Annotated in this window: 22 protein-coding genes; 13 read left to right on the top strand and 9 right to left on the bottom strand. The window is 64.2% G+C overall.

The annotated features are described in order from the left end of the window. Positions 1-7 precede the first annotated feature (7 nt). A complete protein-coding gene (locus tag QUV25_RS03770; protein ID WP_300861415.1) occupies positions 8-988 on the bottom strand; it encodes a HAMP domain-containing sensor histidine kinase in 981 nt (326 codons plus the stop codon). Positions 989-1,395: 407 nt separating this feature from the next. Here QUV25_RS03770 and QUV25_RS03765 point away from each other — a divergent pair, with 407 nt between their 5' ends. Further along, positions 1,396-2,064 (top strand): helix-turn-helix transcriptional regulator, encoded by a 669-nt coding sequence (locus QUV25_RS03765; protein WP_300861414.1) that lies wholly within the window; start codon positions 1,396-1,398, stop codon positions 2,062-2,064. 64 nt (positions 2,065-2,128) lie between these two features. Continuing rightward, on the top strand, positions 2,129-2,890 hold the full coding sequence (locus QUV25_RS03760; RefSeq protein ID WP_300861412.1) for a type III pantothenate kinase: 762 nt from the start codon (positions 2,129-2,131) through the stop codon (positions 2,888-2,890). A 57-nt stretch (positions 2,891-2,947) separates the two neighbouring features. Here the strand turns inward: QUV25_RS03760 and QUV25_RS03755 are convergent, their stop codons facing one another. Then, entirely contained in the window at positions 2,948-4,369 is a 1,422-nt protein-coding gene (locus QUV25_RS03755; protein ID WP_300862019.1) for a wax ester/triacylglycerol synthase family O-acyltransferase, read from the bottom strand. A gap of 326 nt (positions 4,370-4,695) precedes the next feature. Between QUV25_RS03755 and QUV25_RS03750 the strand changes: the two genes are divergently transcribed. Next, on the top strand, positions 4,696-4,950 hold the full coding sequence (locus QUV25_RS03750) for an acyl-CoA-binding protein (protein ID WP_300861411.1): 255 nt from the start codon (positions 4,696-4,698) through the stop codon (positions 4,948-4,950). A gap of 36 nt (positions 4,951-4,986) precedes the next feature. Here the strand turns inward: QUV25_RS03750 and QUV25_RS03745 are convergent, their stop codons facing one another. From QUV25_RS03745 to QUV25_RS03735, 3 genes are all read right to left on the bottom strand, one after another. Beyond that, complete coding sequence (locus tag QUV25_RS03745) at positions 4,987-5,307, bottom strand: polyhydroxyalkanoic acid system family protein (RefSeq protein ID WP_300861410.1); 321 nt, start codon at positions 5,305-5,307, stop codon at positions 4,987-4,989. A 24-nt stretch (positions 5,308-5,331) separates the two neighbouring features. Further along, positions 5,332-6,411, bottom strand: a complete 1,080-nt coding sequence (locus tag QUV25_RS03740; RefSeq protein ID WP_300862016.1) for an aminopeptidase — start codon at positions 6,409-6,411, stop codon at positions 5,332-5,334. A 104-nt stretch (positions 6,412-6,515) separates the two neighbouring features. After that, positions 6,516-8,591 (bottom strand): molybdopterin oxidoreductase family protein, encoded by a 2,076-nt coding sequence (locus tag QUV25_RS03735; RefSeq protein WP_300862014.1) that lies wholly within the window; start codon positions 8,589-8,591, stop codon positions 6,516-6,518. Between the two features lie 95 nt (positions 8,592-8,686). Between QUV25_RS03735 and QUV25_RS03730 the strand changes: the two genes are divergently transcribed. The 3 genes from QUV25_RS03730 (at position 8,687) to QUV25_RS03720 (ending at position 12,303) form a co-directional block, all read left to right on the top strand. Beyond that, complete coding sequence (locus QUV25_RS03730) at positions 8,687-9,838, top strand: ABC transporter substrate-binding protein (RefSeq protein WP_300861408.1); 1,152 nt, start codon at positions 8,687-8,689, stop codon at positions 9,836-9,838. A gap of 125 nt (positions 9,839-9,963) precedes the next feature. Then, positions 9,964-11,175: a M20 aminoacylase family protein gene (locus tag QUV25_RS03725; protein WP_300861407.1), complete on the top strand. Its 1,212-nt coding sequence runs from the start codon at positions 9,964-9,966 to the stop codon at positions 11,173-11,175. Positions 11,176-11,190: 15 nt separating this feature from the next. Then, entirely contained in the window at positions 11,191-12,303 is a 1,113-nt protein-coding gene (locus tag QUV25_RS03720; RefSeq protein ID WP_300861406.1) for a M14 family metallopeptidase, read from the top strand. 34 nt (positions 12,304-12,337) lie between these two features. On the opposite strand, the gene QUV25_RS03715 is transcribed toward QUV25_RS03720, so the two are convergent. The 4 genes from QUV25_RS03715 to QUV25_RS03700 form a co-directional block, all read right to left on the bottom strand. After that, entirely contained in the window at positions 12,338-13,129 is a 792-nt protein-coding gene (locus QUV25_RS03715; RefSeq protein WP_300861405.1) for a hypothetical protein, read from the bottom strand. A 6-nt stretch (positions 13,130-13,135) separates the two neighbouring features. Further along, a complete protein-coding gene (locus tag QUV25_RS03710; protein WP_300861403.1) occupies positions 13,136-13,792 on the bottom strand; it encodes a TetR/AcrR family transcriptional regulator in 657 nt (218 codons plus the stop codon). Beyond that, entirely contained in the window at positions 13,789-15,039 is a 1,251-nt protein-coding gene (locus QUV25_RS03705) for a patatin-like phospholipase family protein (RefSeq protein WP_300861401.1), read from the bottom strand. The genes QUV25_RS03710 and QUV25_RS03705 overlap by 4 nt, the downstream gene beginning before the upstream one ends. A gap of 121 nt (positions 15,040-15,160) precedes the next feature. After that, positions 15,161-15,700, bottom strand: coding sequence for a phasin family protein (locus QUV25_RS03700; RefSeq protein ID WP_300861400.1), 540 nt, complete (start codon positions 15,698-15,700; stop codon positions 15,161-15,163). Positions 15,701-15,940: 240 nt separating this feature from the next. On the opposite strand from QUV25_RS03700, the gene QUV25_RS03695 reads away from it, so the two are divergent. The 7 genes from QUV25_RS03695 to QUV25_RS03665 all read left to right on the top strand — a co-directional run bounded on the left by QUV25_RS03695 (position 15,941) and on the right by QUV25_RS03665 (position 25,608). After that, the gene (locus tag QUV25_RS03695; protein WP_300861399.1) at positions 15,941-17,926 is read left to right on the top strand and encodes an SDR family oxidoreductase; all 1,986 of its coding nucleotides are present in this window, start codon (positions 15,941-15,943) and stop codon (positions 17,924-17,926) included. 193 nt (positions 17,927-18,119) lie between these two features. Then, positions 18,120-19,031, top strand: a complete 912-nt coding sequence (argB, locus tag QUV25_RS03690; RefSeq protein WP_300861398.1) for an acetylglutamate kinase — start codon at positions 18,120-18,122, stop codon at positions 19,029-19,031. A gap of 138 nt (positions 19,032-19,169) precedes the next feature. Then, positions 19,170-19,853 (top strand): nucleoid occlusion factor SlmA, encoded by a 684-nt coding sequence (gene slmA, locus QUV25_RS03685; protein WP_300861396.1) that lies wholly within the window; start codon positions 19,170-19,172, stop codon positions 19,851-19,853. 196 nt (positions 19,854-20,049) lie between these two features. Continuing rightward, the gene (locus tag QUV25_RS03680) at positions 20,050-20,769 is read left to right on the top strand and encodes a TetR/AcrR family transcriptional regulator (protein WP_300861394.1); all 720 of its coding nucleotides are present in this window, start codon (positions 20,050-20,052) and stop codon (positions 20,767-20,769) included. 41 nt (positions 20,770-20,810) lie between these two features. After that, a complete protein-coding gene (locus tag QUV25_RS03675) occupies positions 20,811-22,607 on the top strand; it encodes an acyl-CoA dehydrogenase C-terminal domain-containing protein (RefSeq protein ID WP_300861392.1) in 1,797 nt (598 codons plus the stop codon). A 32-nt stretch (positions 22,608-22,639) separates the two neighbouring features. Continuing rightward, entirely contained in the window at positions 22,640-23,080 is a 441-nt protein-coding gene (locus QUV25_RS03670) for a DUF2147 domain-containing protein (RefSeq protein ID WP_300861391.1), read from the top strand. Positions 23,081-23,208: 128 nt separating this feature from the next. After that, the gene (locus QUV25_RS03665; protein WP_300861390.1) at positions 23,209-25,608 is read left to right on the top strand and encodes a 3-hydroxyacyl-CoA dehydrogenase/enoyl-CoA hydratase family protein; all 2,400 of its coding nucleotides are present in this window, start codon (positions 23,209-23,211) and stop codon (positions 25,606-25,608) included. Positions 25,609-25,634 lie beyond the last annotated feature (26 nt).

Below are 25,634 nucleotides of genomic sequence, written 5' to 3'. Positions count from 1 at the left end.
GGCGTGCTCAGTGAGCGTCCCGGTAGATGGGCAGATCGACCATGAAGACTGCGCCCATGGTGGGCACGGAGTGCACGCTGATGGTGCCGTGGGCGGCTTCCACCACGTTCTTGCAGAAGGTCAGGCCCAGGCCGTTGCCAGCGCCGGCCTGGGTGGAGAAAAAGGGTTCAAAGATCCGTGCCTGCTGCTCATGGGCAATGCCCACGCCGTCATCGGACACCGCAATGCGGCCCTTGCCTCGGTGCACGCCGACATCGATGCGCAGGTCGCCCGGGTTGGGTGCGGTGCTGGCCGAGGCCAGAGAGTGCAGCGCGTTTTTGAGCAGGTTGGTGATCACCTGCATGAACAGTGGGCGCGAAGCCATGAAACAGAAGTCTTCCTGGATGTGAAGCCGCACGCAGTCGCGCTCTCGGGTGGACCGATAGGGGTAGTTGTTGATCACTTCACTGACCAGATCGCCCGCCATGACCGGAGACTGTTCGCGAGGCAGGCGCAGCAGTTGCGCATTGGAAATCTGGGTGTCGATCTGCCGGTTCATGCTGCGCACGAGATTTTGCAGGCGGGTGGACAGCTCTTCGATCTTCTTGCGTTTGCCTTCTGGCACGTCGTTGCGCGCCAGCGTGCGCAGCACGTCGCCCATCAGGTTCACCGTGGCCAGTGGCGTGCGCAACTCATGTGCCATCACGGCCATCGTGCTCAGGGTGTTGATCAGGCGGGTACGGCGCAAGTTGGCGCTGGAAAGACCAAGGAGCACGGCGGACACCCAGGCAAAACCGATAGCGAGCAGATTTTCGGGCGGAAGTGGTAGGGTCTCTTGAGCCATCAGATAGGAAAATGCGCATCCCAAGATCAATCCGAGGCAGCTGCCAATCGTCGCCACACGCCAGTCCGTCAGGTTGTAGTAGATGAGCAGCATGCCGCAGACGCTGGCGAGCCACACGGCATTTCCCTGATTCATCCAGTACATCCAGAAAAAGAAAACGGGCATGCTCACAAAGCAGACGAGCGAAAACGTCCAGACACTCCACCGGGAGCTCACATCGCGATTGATTGAGTTGGATAAAAACAGCAGACCACTGATCGATAGCGTGAATCGCACTGGCGCACTTTCGAAGGGCTGCGGCAGCCACTGCGTCCAAACCAGCCAGAAGAAGATGTTGCCCGAACAGAGGGCAAATCCCGTCCACTTCAATCTGGCGGCGGACGCGTGCAAAATGAGGTCGAGTGGCTCATGGACGACCTCGGTCATGAACCACCGGAACAATCGGGCTCTCGCGCTGTGGAACCACAACCGGTCCAAGGGCAACATGTACTCCTTCCAACGACAATCTTTGCCCACTTGTGCCGAAGGCTCGAGAAAAGCAGCGATTGTCCGTGCATTCGGGTGTAACGACCATGACACTGCCTGTCAACTTTGACAACCTTGGTGTGGATGCGGTTTTGGCTGACTGGGTCGCCGCGCTGAGCGACCAGGGCGTGGAGTCGGTGGTGGTGCTCGGCCCTAACCCCCTGGCTGGGCGCGACGACAGGGAGGTACTGGCCGTGCATCCGCCGCGGTTGCTCGGTGCGGCCCAGGCCCTGGCTGAGAGCCGGGACTTCGGCGCTGCCTGGCGCGAAAGCGATGCGCCACTCGTGGCCTGGCAGGAAATTTCCAAGGCGTCTTTTGAACAAGCCAGCCGTTGGCGCCGTCTGTGGCTGGCGCACGGCCACCAGACGTTGGTGCGTGTGGCGTTCAGCCTGCCGGCGGGGCGGGCCTTCGAGTGTTTCATGTTCAGTCCGCGGGCGTTCTCCAGCCGATCCGAGGCTGCCGCCCTCGCTTGGTCGGCCTACAACATCTGGCCCATGCTGCGACGAGCGATCGCCGAGCAGCGCGTGAGCCTGAGCCCGCGCGAGCAGGAAAGTCTCAACCTGGCCTTCGAGGGTCTCACGGCGCGCGAGACGGCCGCTCGCATGGACTGCTCCGAGCGCACGGTCAATTACCACCTGGCCAACGCCATGGCCAAGCTGCAGACCGACAACAAGCTCGCCGCGGTGCAGCGCGCCTGCTGGATCGGTCTGATCTGAGCGGTTGAACCGCCCATGTTGCACTGCGGCAGGGTGAGCGGGGTGGCGTGGAGATAATGCGCGCATGACTTTTTTGGCACTGGACGTCGGAAACACCCGTCTGAAGTGGGCTGTTTACGACGCTCCCAAGGTCGGCGCGCGTTTGATTGCCCACGGCGCGCAATTCCTCGAAAACATCGAAACCCTGGCCGAAGGCGACTGGCGAGCGCTGGATGCGCCGCATTGGGTGGTGGGCTGTGTGGTTGCCGGCGATGCGGTCAAACGCCGGGTCGAAGAGCAACTGGAGCTGTGGGATGTGAATCCACGCTGGGTGGTGTCCAGCCAGCACGAGGCCGGGCTCACCAACGGCTACGACCACCCGGCACGGCTGGGCTCCGACCGCTGGGTCGCCATGATCGGCGCCCGCCAGCGGCTGCTGGCTCAGGGCCCGGCACGGCCCTGCGTCGTGGTGATGGTGGGCACCGCCGTGACGGTCGAGGCAATCGACGCCGAGGGCAACTTCCTGGGTGGCATCATCTTGCCCGGACACGGCATCATGCTGCGCGCGCTAGAATCCGGCACCGCCGGCCTGCACGTTCCCACAGGCGAGGTGCGCGATTTCCCCACCAACACCAGCGACGCCCTCACCAGCGGCGGGACCTTCGCCATCTCAGGCGCGGTGCAACGCATGGTCGACAACCTTCGCCGCCATTGCGGCGACGAGCCGATGGTCTACATGACCGGTGGTGCCGGTTGGAAAATGGCTCCCAGCATGTCCAACCCGGTCGAACTGGTGGACAGCCTGATCTTTGACGGGCTGCTGGAAGTGGCCAGCAAAAGGCTGTAACCCTCCCCGCGCCGCGCGCATTGACTCCCCCCGCGCCGCAGGCGCGGCGCGGGAGGCTCACTCTGTCCAAGGCAGCATCAACGTCACCATCAGCAGCCGCTCGAACTCGGGCGCGAACTGATCGATGATGCGCTGGGGATCGGGGCACAGGGCGGTGTCGGCAATCACGCCGAACTGCACGCCGCCGCCATAGCTCAGGATGGACACGCCCAGACCGACCGTACCGGTCTGGGGGACCCAGAACATGTTTTGCTCCAGCGTGGCACCACACAGCTTGAGCTTGGTGGCCGGGCCGGGCACATTGGTCATCACCGCGGTGGTCTTCTTGCCGAACAGGCTGAGCAAGGCGTCCTGCGCCGGCTTGATCAGCAAGCCGGCGACCGACAGCAGACCAAAGGTCAGCAATGGTTGCAGGCTTCCCTTGAGCGCGTTCATGCGCGCGCGCACCGCGAACACGCGCTCAATCGGGTTGTCCAGCCCGATCGGCAAGACCAGCGGCACCAGACCAAAGCGGTTGCCCAACTTCCAGGCGTCCTCCATGGGTCGCAGGTTGATGGGCACCATGGCGCGAATTTCCTGGCCATCGGTGTCGTCGCCCATCTCGCGCAGGTAGGAGCCGATGGCGCCGGCCACGCAGCTCAGCAGGACGTCGTTGATCGAGCAGTTCAGCGCCTTGCCGATGGCCTTGACCTCGTCAAGCGGCAGCGGTTCGCACCACGCGACGCGTTTGGTGCCGCCGGGCTGGCCTTTCAGGCGGGTGGTCGAGTCGTCAGGCATGAGCGCAAGCGCGGCCAGGTCGCTGGCCAGTTGCCCGCCCATGCGCGCCAGATCCATCGCGCCACCCAGGGTGTCGTTCAGGCCCTGCTGGGGCGAAGCCATCATCGAAAACGATCGGGCCGCGCCACCGCCTGCCACTTCAAGTGCGCGCGCGGTCAGGTCGCCCAGCGGGCGGATCAGCGTGTCAGCGACCCAGTCTTCGGCTGCTTCCATGCCGGCTTTGCGCGCGCGCTTTTTGCGTTGGGGCGGCAGGTTGCCACCGTCGACCAGGCTCATCATGACGCTGATGAGGGCGATGCCGTCGCCAATGCAGTGGTGAATGCGTGCGATCAGGGCCGAGCCACCGTCGTGGTTTTCGATCAGCTCAAAACACCAGAGCGGGTGTTCGTGATCGAGCGACTGCGTGGCAAGGAGGGCCACGCGGGCCTGCAAAGCCTCCTGCTCGGACTGTCCGCGCTCGTGCTTCAGAGTTCCGGTCACCACATGGCGGTTGATGTCGAAGTCGGGGTCGTCGATCCAGTGGGCTCCTGCGGCGTCCTGGCGGGCGATCTGCACGAAGCGCCGGTAGGGCAGCAGGCGCTCCTGAACCCGTTGCTGCAAATCGTTCAGCGACACACCAGGGCGCAAGACCCAGATGCCCACGATCATCATCAGGTTGGTGTCGGAATCCATGCGCAGCCAGGCGGTGTCGACCTTGCTCATGCGCTCGCCCTCCAGGCCCAGCGCGCTGACCAGCGTCGGCGCAGCGGCACGCGCCCTGGCCGCTGGCGCGGTCTGGCCGGTCCTCTTGCGAGCGGCGGGCCGGGTGTGCGCCGGAGGAGTGCCTGGGGCGTGGGCGATGCGCTGGACCATGTTGTCTCCTGTGGCCTCCGCGCCTGGGCGCCACGGTGTGGTGCGGCAAGGGTGAGGCTTCTGACTTGGGGTGAGCGGCCTATTGTGCCGCGACCTCAGCACGTAAGATACCGGGCGAGCCCTGATGCCGGTGTCGCGGTACGCCTGGCCTGTGTCCCATTCTTTAGGAGTCCCTCATGTCCGATCTGAAGACGCGTTTCGAGGCCGCTGTGGCCGGTTCCAAGAATCTCAGCGAGCGTCCCGACAACGCCACATTGCTGAAAATCTACGGCCTGTACAAGCAGGCCACCACGGGCGACAACGCGGACAAAAAGCCCGGCTTTGGCGATATGGTGGGTCGCGCTAAGTGGGATGCCTGGAACAGTTGCAAGGGCACGTCGAAGGACGATGCCATGCAGCAGTACGTGGATCTGATCCAGTCGTTGAGCTGAGTCAGGTGGCAGCCGGTGGCGCCGCCGCCGGATTCCTCAGGTTTTTTTCTTGCGCGCTGCGGGCTTCTTCGCAGCAAGCAACTCGTCGAGGTTTTTCACGATCTCCGATTCGATGCGTTCCTTGAATGCACCGAGCAGGAAACCGAGCTTGGCGTCGAGCTCGAAATGATCGGCCGAGACGGTGAGCGTGCCGTCGACGCCGCTGCGGGTGAAGCAGACCTCATCGCAGTTGCCGCCTTCTTCGTACGTGCAGCTCATGCCGAACTCGCTTTCAGCCTGTTCGGCCCACTGCCAAGCGATCTTGCGCGCCCCGGCGAGACCCAGGTGGTGATTGCGTCGGATGTGAATGTCGGCCATGGGTGTCCTGCGTCGGAATGAAGATCAGCGAAGTTTCGGGCTTGCGGGCGGGAGCGTCTGTTCGGCCAGTCGGGTCTGCAGACCCAGTTCCTGCAAGGTCGCCGTGCGCTGCTCGGGGGGCTGCTGACCCAGCGCGCGAACCGCATCATAAAACCGGTTGAAGTCCTGACCCTCGCGCTCGAACAGGGCGAGGAAGCCGGGCACCAGATCGTCGTAGGCTGCCTGGGCGCCAAAGCTGGCATTGTTGGCGCGCGCCACCCAGGCGTCAAAGCCGGGGTAGTCGCTCCAGCTTGCCCTGAGAGCGGCGTAGGCCGCACGAAAACCGTCCATCACGTTGGCCTTGCGTTGCAGCTTCTCCGCGTCGCTCCAGGCGGCGTGGGTGTAGACAGCCTGAAGCTGCTCGCGCACCGAGCGGGAAAGCGCGCGGAATTCGCGGCGGCGCGCATCGAATACTGCGTATTCCGCCTTGGCCTGGGGGCTGGCCTCCTGGGTCAGCCAGCGCTCACCACCGATGCGCTCGACCGCGGTCGCGAAAGACTCGTTGAAGCGCGTGTCATCCTTCACGTACAGCACTTGGTGCGCCAGTTCATGGAACACCAGCCGCGCCAGTTCGCCCTCTGGGTAGCCGATGAAGGTGTTGAGCAGCGGGTCGCCGCCGAGCCAGTTGGTCCAGCCCAGGGTGGAGTATGCCGGCACCGGGTAGACCGCGACCTCCAGGTCGTCCGGCAGGCTGTCTGCGAAGGCTTGGGCGTTGGCTTCATCGAAGTAGCCTCGGTAGCCCACGCAGCCCACTACCGGGAAACACCAGGTCTGCAGCGTGAGCGACAGGGCCGGCGCGGCGACCACGTTGTAGACCGCAGCGCGGCGGCCCAGGTCGGCGTAACGCCGGTAGCTGGCGTTGTCGGGCAGCGCCAGCTCGCTGACGGCGAAGGCGCGGATGCGCTGCGACACTTCAAGCCGGGCCTTGAGCGCGGCCGAGGCCTGTTCGTCCTGCAACCAGTCCTGCACCGGTCGCGCCGCACGCATCAGATGCAGGTGGCCGCTGGCAGATTGCCAGTAGTAGCCGACGCCGGTGGTGGGGCCGGCGCAGCCCGCCAGAAGCATGGCCGCCAGCGAGATGCACAGAACGCTCCTTGAAGCGGCCTTGGCTGGGCCACGGGAGCTTTCTCCCTGGCCAAGGGGAAGGACGCGAAGCGGCGCAGGGGAGGTCATGATTTCTCGACTTCCACCAAGCAATCGTAAAACACGGGCCCGCGTCCCAGGTCGGTCAGGTGCTGGCTGGTGAGCTGATTGACGTTGGTGCCATCCAGCCCCAGTTTGCGCCACCAGATGCCCAGGCCGTGGACCACGCCGGGGCGCGCGCGAGAAGATACCTTCGCTTTGCAACGATGCTCGCCCCGGCTGTTGAATACGCGCACCACCTCGCCGCTCTCGATGCCACGCGCGGCAGCATCTTGGGCGCAGATCTCCAGCAGCGGCTCGCCTTCGATGTTGCGCAGACTTTTCACGTTGACGAAGCTGGAGTTGAGGAAGTTGCGCGCTGGCGGCGAGATCATGGCCAGCGGGTAGCGCAGACTGCTGCCGAGTGGCTCGTGGTTCGGCAGGTGTTCGGGCAGCGGATCGAGACCTTGCGCGGCGAGCCGGCTGCTGGCGAATTCGCAGCGTCCCGAGGGTGTGGGGAAGCCACCCTTGGCAAACGGCGCATCGGGCAACGGCAGCGTGGCGTAGCCCCGATCGAGCAGGGACTGGAAATCGATGCGGTCTCCGAAGGCGGTGCGGCAGAGGGCTTCGTCGCCATCCTGGAAACAGGGCTCGGTGAAACCCATTCGCGAGGCCAGGTCGCGGAAGATGGCGGCGTTGCTGCGTGCCTGGCCCAGTGGTGCGATGGCCGGTCGGTTGAGCAGCACATCGGTGTGGCCGTAGCTGGCGTGGATGTCCCAGTGTTCGAGCTGGGTGGTGGCGGGCAGAACGATGTCGGCGTGATCGGCGGTGTCGGTCTGGAAGTGTTCGAGCACCACGGTGAACAGGTCTTCGCGCTCAAACCCTCGCACCACCTGTCCCGAGTCGGGCGCCACCGCCACCGGGTTGCTGTTGTAGACGATCAGCGCCTCGATTTTCGGCCCGAACTCGGTCGAGGTCTGGCGCAGCAAGTCGTCACCAATGGTGCTCATGTTGAGGGTGCGTGGCGTGCGGCCGGCCAGCAGGTCGGGCCGGTGCAGGGCGGCGCGGTCGATGGGGAAATGGCCCGACGACGACAGCAGCAGCCCGCCAGCGCGGTGCCGCCAGGCGCCCACCATCGCCGGCAGACAGGCGATGGCGCGAGCCGCATTGCCACCGCCGCGCACGCGCTGCATGCCGTAGTTGAGCCTTATTGCAGCGGGCCGGGTGGTGCCGTAGGCGCGAGCCAGGTCGGTGATCTGCTGCACCGGCACGCCACATATCTCGGCGGCGCGCTCGGGTGGCCATTGCAAGGCACGCTCGCGCAGCGCGGCCCAGCCCAGGGTGTGGCGTTCGATGTAATCGTGGTCGAGCCAGTCGTGCGTGATGAGCTGGTGCATGAGCGCCAGCGCCAGCGCTGCGTCGGTGCCAGGGCGCAGGGCGATGTGGTCGTGGCACTTGTCGGCGGTCTCGGTGCGCCGCGGGTCGATGCAGACCAGGCGAGCACCATCGCGCTTGGCCTGCTGGGCCAGGCGCCAGAAATGCAGGTTGCTGGCGACTGAGTTGCTGCCCCAGATCAGAATCAGCCGCGACTCGGCGAAGTGCTCCACCTTCATGCCCACTTTTCCACCAAGCGTCGCCATCATGCCTTCGCCTCCCGCGGCAGAGCAGATGGTGCGCTCCAGATGTGAGGCACCGAGCTTGTGAAAAAAGCGCGCGGCCATGCCCTCGGCCTGCACCAGTCCCATGGTGCCGGCGTAGCTGTAGGGCAGGATGGCCTGCGGATCGCGCGCGGCAATGGCCTGCAGCCGGGTCGCAATCTCGTTGAGCGCCGCGTTCCAGGACATGGGCTCGAACTGCCCGCTGCCTTTGGGGCCGATGCGCTTGAGCGGATGCAGGATGCGCTCGGGGTGGTAGCTGCGCTCGGTGTAGCGCGAGACCTTGGTACACAGGGCGCCGTCGGTGGGGAGGTGGTCCGGGTTGCCCTGCACGCGAATCGCAACGCCGTCCTGTACGGTGGTCAGCAGCGCACATGTATCGGGGCAATCGTGCGGGCAGGCGCCGCGCACAGTGGTGACAGCTGGCTTGGTCGGATGTCCGCTGCCGGAGGTCGGATCGGGCGTCATGATGTTGAGGGTTTGCACTAGCGTGATCATGCCGCGCTGGGCTTTTTCACGGGGCATGATGCAGGGTTTGACACAGGATATCAGGAGGTTGGTTCATGCAACGTCGACAAGCGCTGGCCGGATTGGGGGCTTTCTGGGGTGGCGCCAGCACCGGACTTTTCCCTCTCGCCGCCCGGGCTCAGGGCATCGGAGTGACCGAGCGGGCGGTGGTGCTGGGTCAGTCGGCGCCATTCTCGGGCGGAGCCGCGCAGTTGGGGCTTCAGTTCCACCTCGGAGCCCAGCTCCACTTTGAGGCCGTCAACGCCCAGGGTGGCGTCAATGGACGGCGCATCGAGATTCAGCGGATGGATGATGGCTATGAGCCGGAGCGCTGTGCAGCCAACACCCGGCAGTTCCTTGCCGACGGCGTGTTTGCACTGTTCGGTTATGTGGGCACGCCCACCAGCCTGGCGGCGCTGCCATTGGCCACGGAGGCCAGGCTGCCATTCTTTGCGCCTTTCACCGGTGCTCAGGCGTTGCGCGATCCGTTCAACCCGTACGCGATCCACTTGCGTGCTTCCTATTTCGACGAGACGGCAGCGATCGTGCGTCAGGTCACCTCGGTCGGCATCAAGAAAATCGCGGTGTTTCATCAGAACGACGCTTACGGCAAGGCGGGTCTGGAAGGCGTTTCGCGAGCGCTTCAGCCCCTCAACCTTGCACCATTGGCCACCGGTACGGTGGAGCGCAACAGCACCGAGGTGACGCAAGCGCTGAAGGCCATCCTTGGAGCCAAACCCGAGGCCATCGTTCAGATCGGCGCCTACAAGGCATGTGCCACGTTCATCCGCCTGGCCCGTCAGCAGGGTTACGCCGGCAATTTCTACAACGTGTCCTTCGTTGGCACCCAGGCGCTGAGCGAAGAGCTGGGAGCGTTGGCGCGCGGCGTGGTGGTCAGTCAGGTCATGCCTTTTCCGTACGCGCCGGTCTCGCCACTGTCGGGCGAATATCTGGCGGCGCTAAAGGACAAACGCGGCCTGTCGCCCAACTACTCTGGCATGGAGGGTTTTGTGGCCGCCAAGACCTTCACCGAAGCGCTTCGGCGCGCGGGTCGCGCGCTCACGCGTGAAGCTTTCCTGGCTGCCGTGCAGGGGATGCGCAACGTCAACCTGGGTGGCTTTGTCCTCGATTTTGGTCCGCGCAAGAACACCGGATCGAGTTTCGTCGAGCTCACCTTGCTGACCGAAGACGGGCGGGTGCGGCGCTGAGCGTTTCGGCGGCGCGGCCGCGCAGGTGACACGCAGACATCCGCACTGGCTGCGCTGACTCTCCTCACTGGGTACCATGCGGGGCTTGACACCAGTCCCAGAGCGGGACGCCTCAGGGGTTACCCATGAAACTGATTGATTCCATCCTCACCCAGGCCGCGGGCATGGCAGCCGTGCGGCGCGACATCCACGCCCATCCCGAGCTTTGCTATCAGGAAGTGCGCACCGCCGATGTGGTGGCCGGCAAGCTGGCGGAATGGGGCATCGAGATGCACCGCGGCATGGGTACCACCGGCGTGGTGGGCGTTGTGCACGGCCGCGACGGTGGCAAAAACGGTCGCGCCATCGGTCTTCGCGCCGACATGGACGCGTTGCCCATGCAGGAGCACAACACCTTCGCCCACGCCAGCCAGCACGCGGGCAAGATGCACGCCTGCGGCCACGACGGCCACACCGCCATGCTGCTGGCTGCGGCCCAGCACCTGGCGAAGCATCGGGATTTCGATGGCACGGTCTATCTGATCTTCCAGCCAGCCGAAGAGGGCGGCGGCGGTGCACGCGAAATGATCAAGGACGGCCTGTTCGAGAAGTTTCCGATGGAGGCGGTCTTTGGCGTGCACAACTGGCCGGGAATGCCGGTGGGCACGTTCGCCGCCAGCAGCGGGCCGGTGATGGCGTCGAGCAACGAGTTCCACATCGTCATCCGCGGCAAGGGTGCGCACGCCGCGCTGCCGCACAACGGCATCGACCCGGTACCCGTGGCCTGCCAGATGGTGCAGGCATTCCAGACCATCATCACGCGCAACAAGAAGCCAGTGGACGCGGGCGTGATCTCTGTCACCATGATTCACACCGGCGAGGCCACCAACGTGGTGCCCGACCGTTGCGAGATCCAGGGCACGGTGCGCACCTTCACGCTGGAGGTGCTGGACATGATCGAGCGCCGGATGGGCGAAATCGCGCAACACACCTGTGCGGCGTTTGGCGCCACTTGCGAGTTCCAGTTCAAGCGCAATTACCCACCCACCGTCAACCACGCGGCCGAGACGGCGTTCGTCAAGCGCGTGCTGGCCGACATCGTAGGCGAGGCGCAGGTGGTGGACCAAGAGCCAACCATGGGCGCCGAAGACTTTGCCTACATGCTTCAGGAGCGTCCTGGCTGCTACGCCTTCATCGCCAATGGCGATGGCGATCATCGCGAGATGGGGCACGGCGGCGGCCCCTGCATGTTGCACAACCCCAGCTACGATTTCAACGACGACCTGATCCCGCTGGGGGCGACCTTCTGGGTGAGGCTGGTTGAGCAGTGGTTCGCCGAGCCCCGCGTCTCCGCTTGAAAGCCACGCCCTGTCATGATCGATCCCAAAGAGGCGTTTTCGGGCAGCTACGCTCGCGCCAGGGTGCGCTTTCTGGAGGGGGCGGCTGCCGCCGGGATGGCCATCCGCAGCCACAACCATCCTTTGGTCGGCCGCAATGGCGAGACGCTGGCCATGGACGTCGCGCTGGATGGTTCGCCTGAGGCCGACAGCCTGCTCATCGTCAGCAGCGGCTGCCACGGTGCCGAGGGGTTCTGTGGCAGCGGCGTGCAGGTGTTTGCGGCACACGATGCCGAGTGGCGCGAACATGCCCGCACTGCTGGCGTGGCGGTGCTCTATATCCATGCGCTCAATCCGCATGGATTCTCCTGGCTGCGCCGCGTCACCCATGAAAACGTGGACCTGAACCGCAACTTCCAGGACTTCGGCCAGCCACTGCCGGTCAACTCCGGCTACGCCGAACTGCACGACCTGTTGCTGCCCACCGAATGGCCGCCTTTGCCAGACAACCGCGTAGCGCTGGATGCGTGGATGGCCGAGCACGGCCAGGAACGCTTTCAGGCCGCGGTTTCGGGGGGGCAGCATGCGTTTGCGGACGGGCTGTTTTTCGGCGGCACAGCGCCCACCTGGAGCAACAGCACGCTGCGTGAGGTGCTGCGCCGCCACGGCCAGCGGGCGCGCCGCATCGCCTGGATCGATCTGCACACGGGTCTCGGCCCCAGCGGTCTTGGCGAGCGCATCTTTGCCAGCCGCAACGACCCCGCAGCTCTGGCGCGCGCGCGGGCCTGGTGGGGTGGCAACGGACAGACGCCCGTCACCTCGATCTACGACGGCTCATCCAGCTCGGCCCTGCTTACCGGTCTCATGTGGTGTTCGGTGTTCGACGAGTGTCCGCAGGCCGAATACACCGGCATCGCCATGGAATACGGCACCCTGCCGTTTTCCGGCGTGCTGCAGGCGCTGCGCGCCGATCACTGGCAACACAAGCATCCCGAAGCGCCAGACGCGATGCGCGAAGCTATCCGCCAGCAGATGAAGGACGCGTTCTATGTGGACACGGACGACTGGCGGGCGCAGGTCGTGGTGCAGGCGCGGCAGTCTCTGTTTCAGGCCGTTGACGGCTTGAGAGGATCGGTCAGCCCAACCTGAGGGCGGCGCGAAAGCGCTGGGGCCGCCGAAGCACTCAGCTGTCCAGCGCCATGCGCGCGGATTCGACGTAAAGCCGCTCCATCGCATCCAGTGGCCGGAATGCAGCGGCTTGCTGCAACAGGCGCGTAGCCTGCTCGGTCGCCTTCGGGCCTTCCAGCATCACCAGGCCGTTGGCCACCTCGGCCAGCGTGATTGCGGAGTCTGGGTTGAGTGCCATAGCACGCTGGTACAGGTCCAGACCCGTCTGCTTGCGCGCGCCGTGGGTCATCCCGCCAATGAGCTCGCCCACCTGGTCGATCACCTCGGCATGGAAGTTGGCCAGCGCCAGGTGAGCATCGGCGTGGCGGGGCTCTCGGTCGATGGTGGTCTGCAGCGCCTGGCGCACCTGGCTGCCCAGTCCCTTGGCCAGCGCCTTGGCCACGCTGATGCCCTGGCTGTACCGGCCCAGTGCATAGCCCTGCCAGTACCAGGCAGCCGCGTCTTGCGGTTTGCTGAGTTGCTGGACTCTGGCGCGTTCGGCGGCTTCGAGCCACAAGGCCAGGCGCTGGGGCTCGCTGGGCTCGACGTAGCGCGCGTGGATGCAGGTGGCCTTGTTGGCCACGGTGATGCCCAGTGCGCCCAGCGCGAGGCCGGCGTGGGTGGCGCCCTGGAAGTCGCCGTTGTGAAACCGCACCCAGGCCTCCAGCACCGCAGGGTCTGCCGGCAGGGCCTCGGCATCGCCGCGGTGCAGGCGCTGCCAGTGCGTGGTGAGTGAGTCGGCGGTGAAGGGCTCGGCGGGCGGGCAGGGGCAAGGGGCCCAGGGCAACGGCGCGGAGGAGGGCGACATGGCGGGTCAGTCGCGCTGATAGGCACCCGTGATCTGCAGCAGGTGCTGTCGCTGGCCTGCTTCCAGGTAGGGGGCCAGCAGATTGAGCACGTGCTGGGCGCCCCGCATCAGCGCCATCTCGGCATTTTCGGGCTCCAGCGCATGGCGAGGGTCGCGCACGTATTCGAAGCTCAGCCAGTAGGTCAGCACCACCACCATGCAGTTGGCGGTCGGCTCGACCTCGCGCGCATCGATGTCCACCGTGCCCGCGCGGCTCATGCCCGCCAGCACCGCACGCACCGCACGCGTCTTGTTCTTGAGCACGGTCTGGAAGCGCGTTTCCAGCAGCCGGTTCTTGGACAGGAGGTCGTTGAGGTCGCGGTAGAGGAAGCGGTATTGCCAGACGATTTCAAACTGCGAGTGCAGAAAAAACCATGCGTCTTCGACGTTGCGCACGCCGTCGGCCGCCTGCAGCAACTCGTTGAGCGCGCGCTCGTAGCGTTCAAACAGCGAGTTGATCAGCTCGTCTTTGGCCGGGTAGTGGTAATAGAGGTTGCCAGGGCTGATGCCGAGTTCGGCCGAGATCAGCGTGGTCGACACATTGGGCTCGCCGAAGCGGTTGAACAGCTCCAGCGTCACTTCCAGGATGCGCTCGGCGGTGCGGCGCGGGGCTTTGCGCGTCATGCGCTTGCCTGAGGTTGCCCAGCGGGCAGGCGCTGCTGCAGCTCATCCAGCGTGGCGTGCAGTCGGTCGATGGCTGCGCTGGCCGGGCGCTGGCGCCTCGGCTTGAGTGGCGGTAGCAGGTGGCGCTGGCGGTCGTTGAGTGCCTGGTGGTCGATGCCGATGTCGTGATTCGCCAGCGTCGGGCCCAGCGTGGCCAGTCTCAGGCGCAGCAGCTGGCGCGTCTGCTGGTAGGCGTGCTCGGCCATCTCTCGTCGCTGACGGTAGCTGAAGGTGTTGGCGAAGAACAGCTCGGCGTCGCGCTGGTCGGGCTCGATCAGCACGATGTCAGTGTTGGGGTAGTCGCGCTCGTAGTGTTTGAAGCCCAGCGCCAGGCGCGAATGGATCATGGAGCGAAAGGTCTGGCTCATCACCGCGGGCAGGCCACCTTCGACCAGCGACGGAATGCGGCTGTCCCCGAAACGGTCGGGGCTGGCCTGAAAAGGCACCAGCGGGTTCAGGCACAGCAGCAGGTCCACGCCTTCATCGAGCGCTTGCGTCGCGTGCAGCGTCTTTTTCAGCGCGCCGTCCACGTAGTGTCTGCCGTCAATCTCCACTGGCGAGAACAGGCCGGGCAGCGCCGCACTGGCCTGGATTGCGCGCGAGATCGGCACATGGTCCCAGCCTGGCCGACCAAAAGGAGCGGCCTCGCCGGTGTCGAGCTCGGTGGCCACCAGCGTGAGGTGGGCACGCAACTGGCGGAAGTCGTTGCTGCGGCCCTCCGCGCTGAACAGCTGTTCGATATGCCGGTGCACGCTTTCGTTGTCCAACACCCCGGTGGGCAGGGCTGCACCCAGGCGCTCCATCGCGTGGGTGAAAGATTGGTCCCGGATGGCCCAGGCCCAAAGGGCGCCGGCCAGCAGACTTGGCAAGCGCTGAAGACGCCGTCCAAACTCGCCCCACGCCGGCTTGAGCAACCAGGCGGGGTCGAACTGTTCGTCATGCTCCCGGTTATCGATGAAGAGGTTGCTCAGACGGCGCGGACTCAGCCCATTGGCCAGACCAGCCGCGATGAACCCGCCAGCAGACACGCCAATGTAGTGGTCGAGCCGGTTGAAGTTCACACCGGTGAGACAGTCCTCGAGCGCGCACAGCGCCCCGATTTCGTAGATGGCACCCAGCGGGCCACCGCCAGCCAGAGCCAGTGCGATGCGAGGTGGCCGGGCGCGTCGGGTCTTTGAAGTGGCATTGGAGGAGCGGGCTGACTTCATGCGATTGAGTGTAGACCTCGACAAGGGCTGGAGATGCTGCGTTGCACCATCTCCAGCAGGCGAAAAAAAGGAGCGTCAAGCGCCCCTGTGTCGGTGGGCGGCCCAGCCGCCACCGGCGCGCTCAGGCCGCTTTCGCGCGTGAGCTTTTGCGCGCCGCCTTGGCCGGCGCCTTGCGAGCGGCCTTGGCAGGTGCTTTGGCTACAGCCTTGGTGGGGGCCTTGCGAACGGCTGCCGGCTTGCCCCCCAGGCTGTGCACTTGCTGGGTCAAGGCGTCGATACGCTCGATCAGCGACTCCACATCGCGCGCCGAAGGCACGCCCAACTTGTTCAGGGCCGTGGCCACGCGGTCCTCGAAAATGTTCTCCAGCTTGTCCCACTTGCCAGCGGCCTTCGACGAGATGTCGTTGGCCATGGTGGACACACGACTGGTGGCTTCGGAGATGCGCTCCTCGGCCACAGCCTGGGTCTTGCGCTGGATTGACAGGCCCTCTTTCACCAGGGTGTCAAAGGCTTTGCCGCCTTCGGCCTGGGCCTTGGAGAAAGCGCCCAGACCGGCCAGCCAGATTTGCTGGGCCGAATCCTTGATGGCGCCAGACAGGGGTGACGCGGCCTGGCCGGCGGATTGGGCAGCGTTGCCGGACTTCTGGATTTTCTTGACCATGAGGGACTCCGTGAAAGAAGGTTGAGACAGATGTCGGGTGCCGCTCGACGATGTCAAACTGTACACGTGGCTTCAATGTAGGTGCCCGGTCTGGACTTGTGTAGGTGCACGCAACTAAACCTCGCGTGCCGTCCCGCGGGTTTCTGCGGAATGGTGGCCTGCCTGTCTTGGTCAAGAATGGCGGGCTGAGGTCGTCTTGAGTGCGACCGGTTTCCAACCTTCACCCATCAGGAGAGTCGCATGCAGTATTTCGTCACCGGTGCCACCGGGTTCATTGGCAAGCGTCTGGTCAAGAAGCTGCTGGAGCGCAAAGGCTCGGTGGTGCACTTCCTGATCCGCAAGGCCAGCGAAGGCAAGGTGGCGGACTTGCGTGAATACTGGGGCGTGAGTGCGTCGCGGGCCGTGCCCGTGTTCGGCGACCTCACCAGCAAGAAGCTGGGCGTGAGCGCTGACGCCATCAAGAGCCTCAAAGGTCAGGTCGATCATTTCTACCACCTGGCCGCGGTGTACGACCTGGAGGCCGATGCCGAGAGCCAGATCGCTGTCAACATCGATGGCACGCGCAACACGGTGGATCTTGCCAAGGCCATTGGCGCCGGGCACTTCCACCATGTGTCGTCGATTGCGGCAGCAGGTCTCTACGAAGGCGTGTTCCGCGAAGACATGTTCGACGAGGCCGAGAACATCGATCACCCGTACTTCATGACCAAGCACGAGAGCGAAAAAATCGTGCGCACCGAGTGCAAGATTCCCTGGTCGGTCTACCGCCCGGCGCTGGTGGTGGGCGACAGCCGCACCGGCGAGATGGACAAGATTGACGGCCCCTATTACTTCTTCAAGCTGATCCAGCGCATGCGGCAGATCCTGCCGCCGTGGATGCCCAGCGTGGGCCTGGAGGGCGGGCGCATCAATATCGTGCCGGTGGACTTCGTGGTCAACGCGCTGGACTACATCAGCCACCACAAGCGCGCCAGCGGCCACTGCTTCCACCTCGTGGACCCGATGGGTTACCGCGTGGGCGACGTGCTCGACATCCTGAGCAAGGCGGCGCATGCGCCGAAGATGAACCTCTTTGTCAATGCCGCGCTGATGGGGTTCATCCCCAAGAGCGTGAAGAAGGGTCTGATGGCGCTGGCGCCGGTGCGTCGCGTCTACAAGGCCATCATGCAAGACCTCGGTTTGCCCGAGGACATGATGAATTTCGTCAACTACCCGACGCGCTTTGACTGCCGCGAGACGCTGGCCGCTCTCAAGGGCAGTGGCATCGAGTGCCCCAACCTGAAGGACTACGCTTGGCGGCTGTGGGATTACTGGGAGCGCCACCTCGACCCCGACCTGCATATCGACCGCAGCCTGCGCGGCACGGTGGCAGGCAAAGTGGTGCTGGTCACCGGTGGCAGCTCGGGCATCGGCCTCGCAGCGGCGCACAAGTTTGCCGAGGCCGGCGCCATCACCGTGATCTGCGGCCGCGACCAGGACAAGCTCGATGAAGCCTGCGCCGAGGCCAAAGCCAAGGGATATGAATTCATTGCGTATTCGGCCGACATCGCCGACATGGCCGATGCCGACCGCTTCGTGAAGCAACTGATCGCCGACCATGGCGGCGTGGACTTCCTGATCAACAACGCCGGTCGCTCCATTCGCCGCGCCATCGAGGGCAGCTACGATCGCTTCCACGACTTCGAGCGCACCATGCAGCTCAACTACTTTGGCTGCCTGCGCGTGACCATGGGCCTGCTGCCAGGCATGGTGAGCAAACGCAAGGGCCATGTGGTCAACATCAGCTCCATCGGTGTGCTCACCAACGCGCCTCGCTTCTCTGCCTACGTGGCGAGCAAGGCGGCGCTTGATGCCTGGACGCGTTGTGCCTCCAGCGAATTCGCCGACCAGGGCATTTCGTTCACCACCATCAACATGCCGCTGGTGCGCACACCCATGATCGCGCCGACTCAGATTTACAAGAATGTGCCTACGCTTGCGCCCGAAGAGGCAGCGGACATGATTGCGCAGGCCTGCATCTTCAAGCCGGTGCGCATAGCCACGCGGCTGGGCGTGACAGGCCAGGTGCTGCATGCCTTCGTGCCGCGCGTGGCTCAGATCGTGATGAACACCAGTTTCCGCATGTTCCCCGATTCCTCGGCGGCCAAAGGCGAGAAGGGGGCGAAACCCCAGCTGTCGGCCGAGGCGGTGGCGATGCAGCAGATGATGCGCGGCATTCACTTCTGATCGGCTTCAGACCCGATCGGTCTGCCTGGCGAGCCGGTTTCCGGCTCGCTTTTTTTTGCCCACTGGACGTGGACGCGCGTGGGCAATCTTTTGGCGGCGACGCCGATCTGCTGCCAATCAGCCTGTCAGCGAAGGCACGGGTCGCCGCCTACAATTTCCTCAGCGTTCGCAATCCCACACCGAAGTTTCACGCATGACCATTCCACACCCCAACCCCGTTGATCTCAGCCACATCCAGCCGCGCGAGCGCGCCGAGATCCTGGCCCAGGCTCTCCCTTACATCCGCAAGTACCACGGCAAGACCATGGTCATCAAGTACGGTGGCAATGCGATGACCGACCCGGCCTTGCAGCAGGACTTCGCCGAGGACGTGGTGCTGCTCAAGCTGGTGGGCATCAACCCGGTGGTGGTGCACGGCGGCGGTCCGCAGATCGAAACCCTGCTTCAGCGACTGGGCAAGAAGGGCGAGTTCATCCAGGGAATGCGGGTCACCGACGCCGAAACCATGGAGGTGGTCGAGTGGGTGCTGGGAGGGCAGGTGCAGCAAGACATCGTGGGCCTGATCAACGCTGCTGGCGGCAAGGCGGTCGGTCTGACAGGGCGCGATGGCGCCATGATCCGTGCTCGCAAATTGCGCATGACGGACACCCAGAATCCGGATCTGGAGCATGACGTGGGTCAGGTGGGTGACGTGGTCAGCATCGATCCGAGCGCGGTCAAGGCCTTGCAGGACGACGCCTTCATCCCCGTGGTCAGTCCGATCGGTTTTGGGGAAAACAACGAGAGCTACAACATCAACGCCGACGTGGTCGCTGCCAAGCTGGCCACGGTGCTGCAGGCGGAGAAACTGCTGATGCTCACCAACATCCCGGGCGTACTGGACCGCGACGGGAAGTTGCTGGTCGAACTCACCCCACGGCGCATCGACGAACTGGTGGCCGACGGCACCATCTCGGGTGGCATGATTCCCAAGATTTCGGGCGCACTCGACGCGGCCAAGAGCGGCGTCACCGCGGTGCACATCCTGGACGGACGAGTGCCCCACGCACTGCTGCTCGAAGTGCTGGGTGATCAGCCATTCGGCACCATGATCAGGAGCCACTGATCGGGTCTTGTCGACCCTCTGTAGCCAGGGGCTGGCTGGTCTGTAACAGGCTGTTGCGCTGTGCGAGAATCCTGCAGGGATGACAAGCAACGGGCACAGAGCAAGCCCGATCAATGATCAATCACGGACCGATAGCCCATGACCTCCAGCGCCCCTGAGTCCACGCCCATCAACGACGTTGATGCCGACGCGGCATCCGAGCGCGTCGAGGCTGCTGAAAGCAATGGGCGCAAGCGGCCCAAGCCTGGCGAGCGCCGGGTGCAGATCCTGCAGGCCCTTGCCAGCATGCTGGAGCAACCCGGCGCCGAGCGCATCACCACCGCCGCCTTGGCGGCCCGTCTGGAGGTGAGCGAGGCTGCCCTGTATCGGCATTTCGCCAGCAAGGCGCAGATGTTCGAAGGCCTGATCGAGTTCATCGAACAATCGGTGCTCGGGCTGGTCAACCAGCTGGGCGAACGCGAGCCCGATGCCCTGGTTCGCTCGCGCAAGCTGATGACCTTGCTGTTGCAATTTGGAGAGAAAAATCCGGGCATGACGCGTGTCATGGTGGGCGACGCGCTCGTGTTTGAAAACGAGCGTCTGCAACAACGCATGAACCTGTTCTTCGACAAGATCGAGTCCGCCTTCCGGCAGAACTTGCGCGAAGCCGCTGTGATGACGGGGGCCGTTACGCCCACCGTCGATGCGCAGGCCGATGCCTCGGTCATCACGGCGTTCTGCGTGGGTCGCCTGCAGCGCTATGCACGCAGTGGCTTCAAGCGCTCGCCCAGTGAAAGCCTGGAGCACAGCCTCGCGCTGCTGCTGCCTGCCGCCCACCTCTGAATGCACCGCCGTCTGAACCGCGGGTAAACCCCTGAGTTTGGCGTTGCGCATCGTGCATTAGGGGCCGAACCCTAGACAAAAGTCGCGCTCTGGGCAGGGCAATCACCCTGGGTGGCCTCATTTGCGGTAAAAATAGAACGACCGTTCGATTATTCGTCTTCGGTTTCTTCTTTCCCTGTTCAAGCCGTCTTTGTCCATGCCCGACACCCACAGCAAGCTGCGCCCCCGGCGCGAAGCAGACGTCCACAAGCCGCTGCAGAAAGGTCGTCAGACCAAGGCCGCCATCATTGATGCGGCCCTGGGCCTGGCAACGCAGATTGGCCTGGAAGGCCTGTCCATCGGCGCGCTGGCCGAAGTGATGCAGATGAGCAAGTCGGGCGTCTTCGCGCATTTTGGATCGCGCGAGGAGCTGCAGATTTCGGTGGTGCGCGAGTACCACGCGCGCTTCGAGGAAGAGGTGTTCTATCCAGCCATGGGTGCGCCGCGTGGTCTGCCCCGTCTGCGCACCCTGTTCGACAACTGGATGAAGCGCACCACGGTCGAGATCGACTCCGGCTGCATCTACATCAGCGGCGCAGTCGAGTTTGACGACCGGCCGGGCCCGGTGCGCGATGCGCTGGCCAGTTCGGTCAACACCTGGCTGACCGCCATGCGGCGCGCGGTGGAAATCGCGGTGCAGGAAGGCCATCTGCGTGCCGACACCGATGCCGACCAAATGGCGTTTGAAATCCACGCCCAGATCCTCGCTCTGCACTACGAGGCCCGTTTCCTGCGCAGCCCGGACTCGACCCGGCGCGCCCTGCGGGCCTTCGAGGGCATCGTGCAGCGTTTCAGCGCCGCCAACAGCCCCGTCCCGGTGGCCATTCCGATCACCCAGGCCTCGCGCAAACGTCGCCCCGACGCGGCACAGCACTGAATTCTTCGTCCCCTTTTCCTTTCACGCCACAGGAGTCCAACATGCCGATCTACAACCCACCCCTGCGCGACATGCAGTTCGTGATGCACGAATTGCTCAAGGTCACCGAAGAATTCAAGACCATGCCACAGCATGCCGAAACCGATGCTGACACCATCAATGCGGTGCTGGAGGAAGCCGGCAAATTTTCCGCCGAGGTGATTTTCCCGCTCAACATCAGCGGCGACACCGAAGGCTGCCAGCTCGACCAGAAGACCCACGAAGTGACCACGCCGAAGGGATTCAAGGAGGCCTACAAGACCTATGTGGATGGCGGCTGGGCCGCGCTTTCATGCGACCCTGAGTATGGCGGTCAGGGGCTGCCGCTGGTGGTTAACCAGTGTCTCTACGAAATGATGAACTCGGCCAATCAGGCCTGGACCATGTATCCCGGCCTCACGCACGGCGCCTACGCCTCGTTGCACACCCACGGCACCGACGAGCAGAAAAAGACCTACCTGGCCAAGATGACCAGCGGCGAGTGGACGGGCACCATGTGCCTGACCGAGCCACATTGCGGAACCGATCTGGGCCTCATGCGGACCAAGGCTGAGCCGCAATCCGACGGAACCTACAAAATCACCGGCAACAAGATCTTCATCAGCGCCGGTGAACACGACATGGCCGACAACATCATCCACCTGGTGCTGGCCCGTCTGCCTGATGCGCCCCCGGGGATCAAGGGCATCAGTCTGTTCATCGTGCCCAAGTTCCTGGTCAAGCCCGACGGCTCGCTGGGCGCGCGCAATGGCATCTATTGCGGCGGTCTTGAGCACAAGATGGGCATCCATGGCAACGCCACCGCGCAGATCGTGCTCGACAGCGCAGTGGGCACCCTGGTGGGGCAGCCGCACAAAGGCATGCAAGGCATGTTCGTGATGATGAACGCCGCCCGCCTGGGTGTGGGTAACCAGTCGTTGGGTCTGACCGAGGTGGCTTACCAGAACGCGCTGGCCTACGCCAAGGACCGCCTCCAGATGCGCAGCCTGAGCGGCAAGAAAGCCAAGGACAAGCCGGCCGATCCGATCATCGTGCACCCCGATGTGCGCAAGATGCTGCTCACCGCCAAGGCCTACGCCGAAGGTGGCCGCGCGCTGGCGATGTACAGCTCGGTGCTGCTGGAGAAGGTTCACAACCACCCGGACGAGAAAGTGCGCAAGGACAGCGATGAGATGCTCTCGCTGCTCACCCCCATCGTCAAAGCCTTCCTGACCGACAACGGTTACCAGGCTGCCACCATGTGCCAGCAGGTCTTTGGGGGCCACGGCTACATCAAGGAATGGGGCATGGAGCAGTTTGTGCGCGATGCCCGCATCAACATGATCTATGAAGGCACCAACACCATCCAGAGCCTGGACCTGCTGGGCCGCAAGGTGCTGGGTGACCAGGGCGCAGCGCTGAAAAAATTCGGCAAGCTGGTTGGCGCGCTGGTGGCCGAAGAGGGCGTGAACGAGAAGATGGCTGAGTTCATCAACCCGATTGCGATCCTGGGCGAGCAGATCACCAAGTTCACCATGGAAATCGGCTTCAAAGGCTTGCAAAACCCCGACGAGGTGGGTGCCGCGGCGGTGGACTACCTGCGCGTGGCCGGGCACCTGGTGTTCGGTTACTTCTGGGCCCGCATGGCGCAGGTGGCGCTGCGCGAGATCGCTGCGGGCAGCACCGACCCGTTCTACCCTGCGAAGCTGCAGACCGCGCGCTTCTACTTCGCCAAGCTGTTTCCAGAGACTGCGACCCTGATGCGTACCGCCCGGGCAGGCTCGAAAGTCCTGATGGACACCGACCTTGCGTTGGCATAAACCAGCCTTTCCACCCAACTCGGAGACTCACCATGTTCAAGCCCCTCGCCGCAGCCCTGCTGCTCACCGTCGCCCCTTGGGCCGCCTGGTCACAGATGACGCCGGTGGGCAGCTGGCACTCGATCGACGACAAGACCAAAGAAATCAAATCCGAAATCGTGATCGCCGACAACGGCGGTGTGCTCTCCGGGCGCATCGCCAAGCTGCTGCGCAAAGAGGCCAAACAGGACGCCGTCTGTGACCAGTGCACCGATGACCGCAAAGACAAGCCTGTCTTGGGCATGGAGATCATCCGCGGCGCCAAGAAGCAAGATGGCAAGGACGTGTGGGAAGAAGGCAAGATCCTCGACCCTGAAAACGGCAAGACCTACACGTTGCGCCTGACCCCGATCGAGGCGGGTAAAAAACTGGAAGTCCGCGGCTCGGTGTTTGGTATCGGACGCACGCAAACCTGGGTTCGCGTCGCGCCTTGACCCACCCCCGCCACGCTTCGCGCGACCCCCTCACGGGGGCGATGCCAGTGGCCCGGCAAAGCCGGTTCCACGGCATCTTTGAGCCACTACCCTTCACGCACCCCTAAGCGTTGAAAGAAATCTGATCCATGAACCGATTCCAAATCAAGAAAGTTGCCGTGCTCGGCGCGGGTGTGATGGGTGCGCAGATCGCGGCACATCTCGTCAACGTCAAGGTGCCGGTGGTGCTGTTCGACCTGCCCGCGAAAGAGGGAGCCAAGAACGGTATCGTCACGCGCGCCATCGACAGCCTCAAGAAGCTCAAGCCGTCGCCGCTGGGCGTGGCGTCTGACGCCGACCTGATTGGCCAGGCCAACTACGAAGAACACCTGGAGCTGCTGCGCGGCTGCGATCTCATCATCGAGGCCATTGCCGAGCGCATGGACTGGAAGCTCGATCTCTACAAGAAGATCGCGCCCTTCGTCGCCGAGCACGCCATCGTGGCCAGCAACACCTCGGGCCTCTCGATCACGAAGCTCAGCGAAGGCCTGCCCGAGGCGATCAAGCCGCGCTTCTGCGGCATCCACTTCTTCAACCCGCCGCGCTACATGACGCTGGTGGAGTTGATCAACACCCCCACGACCGAACCCGCCATCCTCGATCAGCTGGAGGCCTTCGTCACCAGCGGTTTGGGCAAGGGCGTGGTCCGCGCCAAGGACACGCCCAACTTCGTGGCCAACCGCATCGGCATCGCCGGCATGCTGGCGACGATGAAGGAAGTCGATAACTTCGGCCTGACGTATGACGTGGTGGACGATCTGACCGGCAAGCGCCTCGGGCGCGCCAGCAGTGGCACCTTCCGCACCGCCGACGTGGTGGGCCTGGACACCATGGCCCACGTGATCAAGACGCTGCAGGACAACCTGAGCCTGCAGACAGATCCCTTCTACGAGAGCTTCGGTACGCCGCCGGTCTTGACGGCGCTGATCGAGGCCGGCCACCTGGGTCAGAAAGCCAAAGCCGGGTTTTTCAAGAAAGTCGGCCGCGACATTCTGCGTTTCGATCTGGAGAGCGAAGACTACGTGCCCGCTGGCGAAAAGGCCGATGAGGTCTATGGCCGCATGCTCAAGCGTCCTGCCGCTGAGCGCCTGCGCCTGTTGCGCGACGCCGAAGGCCCGCAGGGCCAGTTTCTGTGGGCCATTCTGCGCAACGGGTTCCATTACGCCGCGGTGCACCTGGCCAGCATCGCCGAGAGCGCGCGCGATGTGGACCAGGCCATGCGCTGGGGCTTCGGCATGAAGCAGGGCCCCTTTGAGCTTTGGCAGGAAGCTGGCTGGCTTGACGTGGCGAGGATGGTGAAGGAAGACATCGAAGCCGGCAAGGCGCTGAGCAAGGCACCGTTGCCAGACTGGGTGTTCAAAGGTCCTGTCGCCGAAGCTGGTGGTGTGCACACCGCCGAAGGTTCGTGGAATCCTTCCGCCGGAAGATTTGAGCCGCGGCGCAATTTGCCGGTGTACCAGCGTCAGCACTTTCCGGAGTTGCTGCTGGGCGAAGCCGGACCGAGGTTCGAGACGACTGGAAACACCATCGAAGAAAACGACTCGATCCGTGTCTGGACGCTGGACAACGAGGTCCTGATCGCCAGCATCAAGACCAAGATGCACGCCATCAGTCCCGAGGTGTGCGAGGGCTTGATGACGGCAGTCGAACTGGCGGAGAAGGATTACCAGGGCCTGGTGATCTGGTCGGGCGATGAACCCTTCAGCGCAGGTGCCGACTTGCAGGCCATGTTGCCGGCCTTCATGGCTGTGGGCGTGGCCGCGATCGAAGACGCCGAAGGCTTCATGCAGCAGACCATGCTGCGCTTGCGCTACGCCAGCGTGCCCGTGGTCTCGGCTGTGCGTGGACTGGCGCTGGGCGGCGGTTGTGAACTGGCGGTCTACAGTGCGCGCCGCGTGGTGCACATGGAGAGCTACATCGGACTGGTGGAAGTGGGTGTGGGCCTGGTGCCTGGTGCCGGTGGCCTGACCTACATCGCCCGCCGTGCGGCCGAAAACGCTGAAACTTCGACCGGCAAAGACCTGCTGCCATTTCTGACCGAAGGCTTCACCGCCGCCGCGATGGCCAAGGTGGGCACAAGCGCCATCGAGTCGCGCCAGCTGGGCTATGTGCTTCACAGCGACGTGATCGTGCCGCACAAAGACGAGCTGCTGTTCGTGGCCATCAACGAGGCCAAGGGCCTGTTTGCCGGCGGCTACCGCGCGCCGCACCAGCGCATGTTCCCGGTGGCCGGCCGCGACGGCAAAGCCACCATTCTGGGCAGCCTGGTCAACATGCGCGACGGTGGCTTCATCAGCCAGCACGACTTCCACATCGCATCCCTGATCGCGAATGTGGTCACGGGTGGCGACGTGGACCCGGGGACTCTGGTGAACGAGGACTATTTGATGACCCTGGAGCGCCAGGCGTTCTGCTCTTTGATCGTGCATCCGAAGACGCAGGAGCGGATTCTCGGGATGCTGAACACGGGCAAGCCTGTCAGGAACTAGCCGATCCCAGCGCCGCGCTTGCAGCG

Source organism: Hydrogenophaga sp. (assembly GCF_030373245.1).
GTDB lineage: Bacteria > Pseudomonadota > Gammaproteobacteria > Burkholderiales > Burkholderiaceae_C > Hydrogenophaga.
Note: the sequence above shows the minus strand (reverse complement) of the source record. Positions and strands in the feature narration are given on the sequence as shown.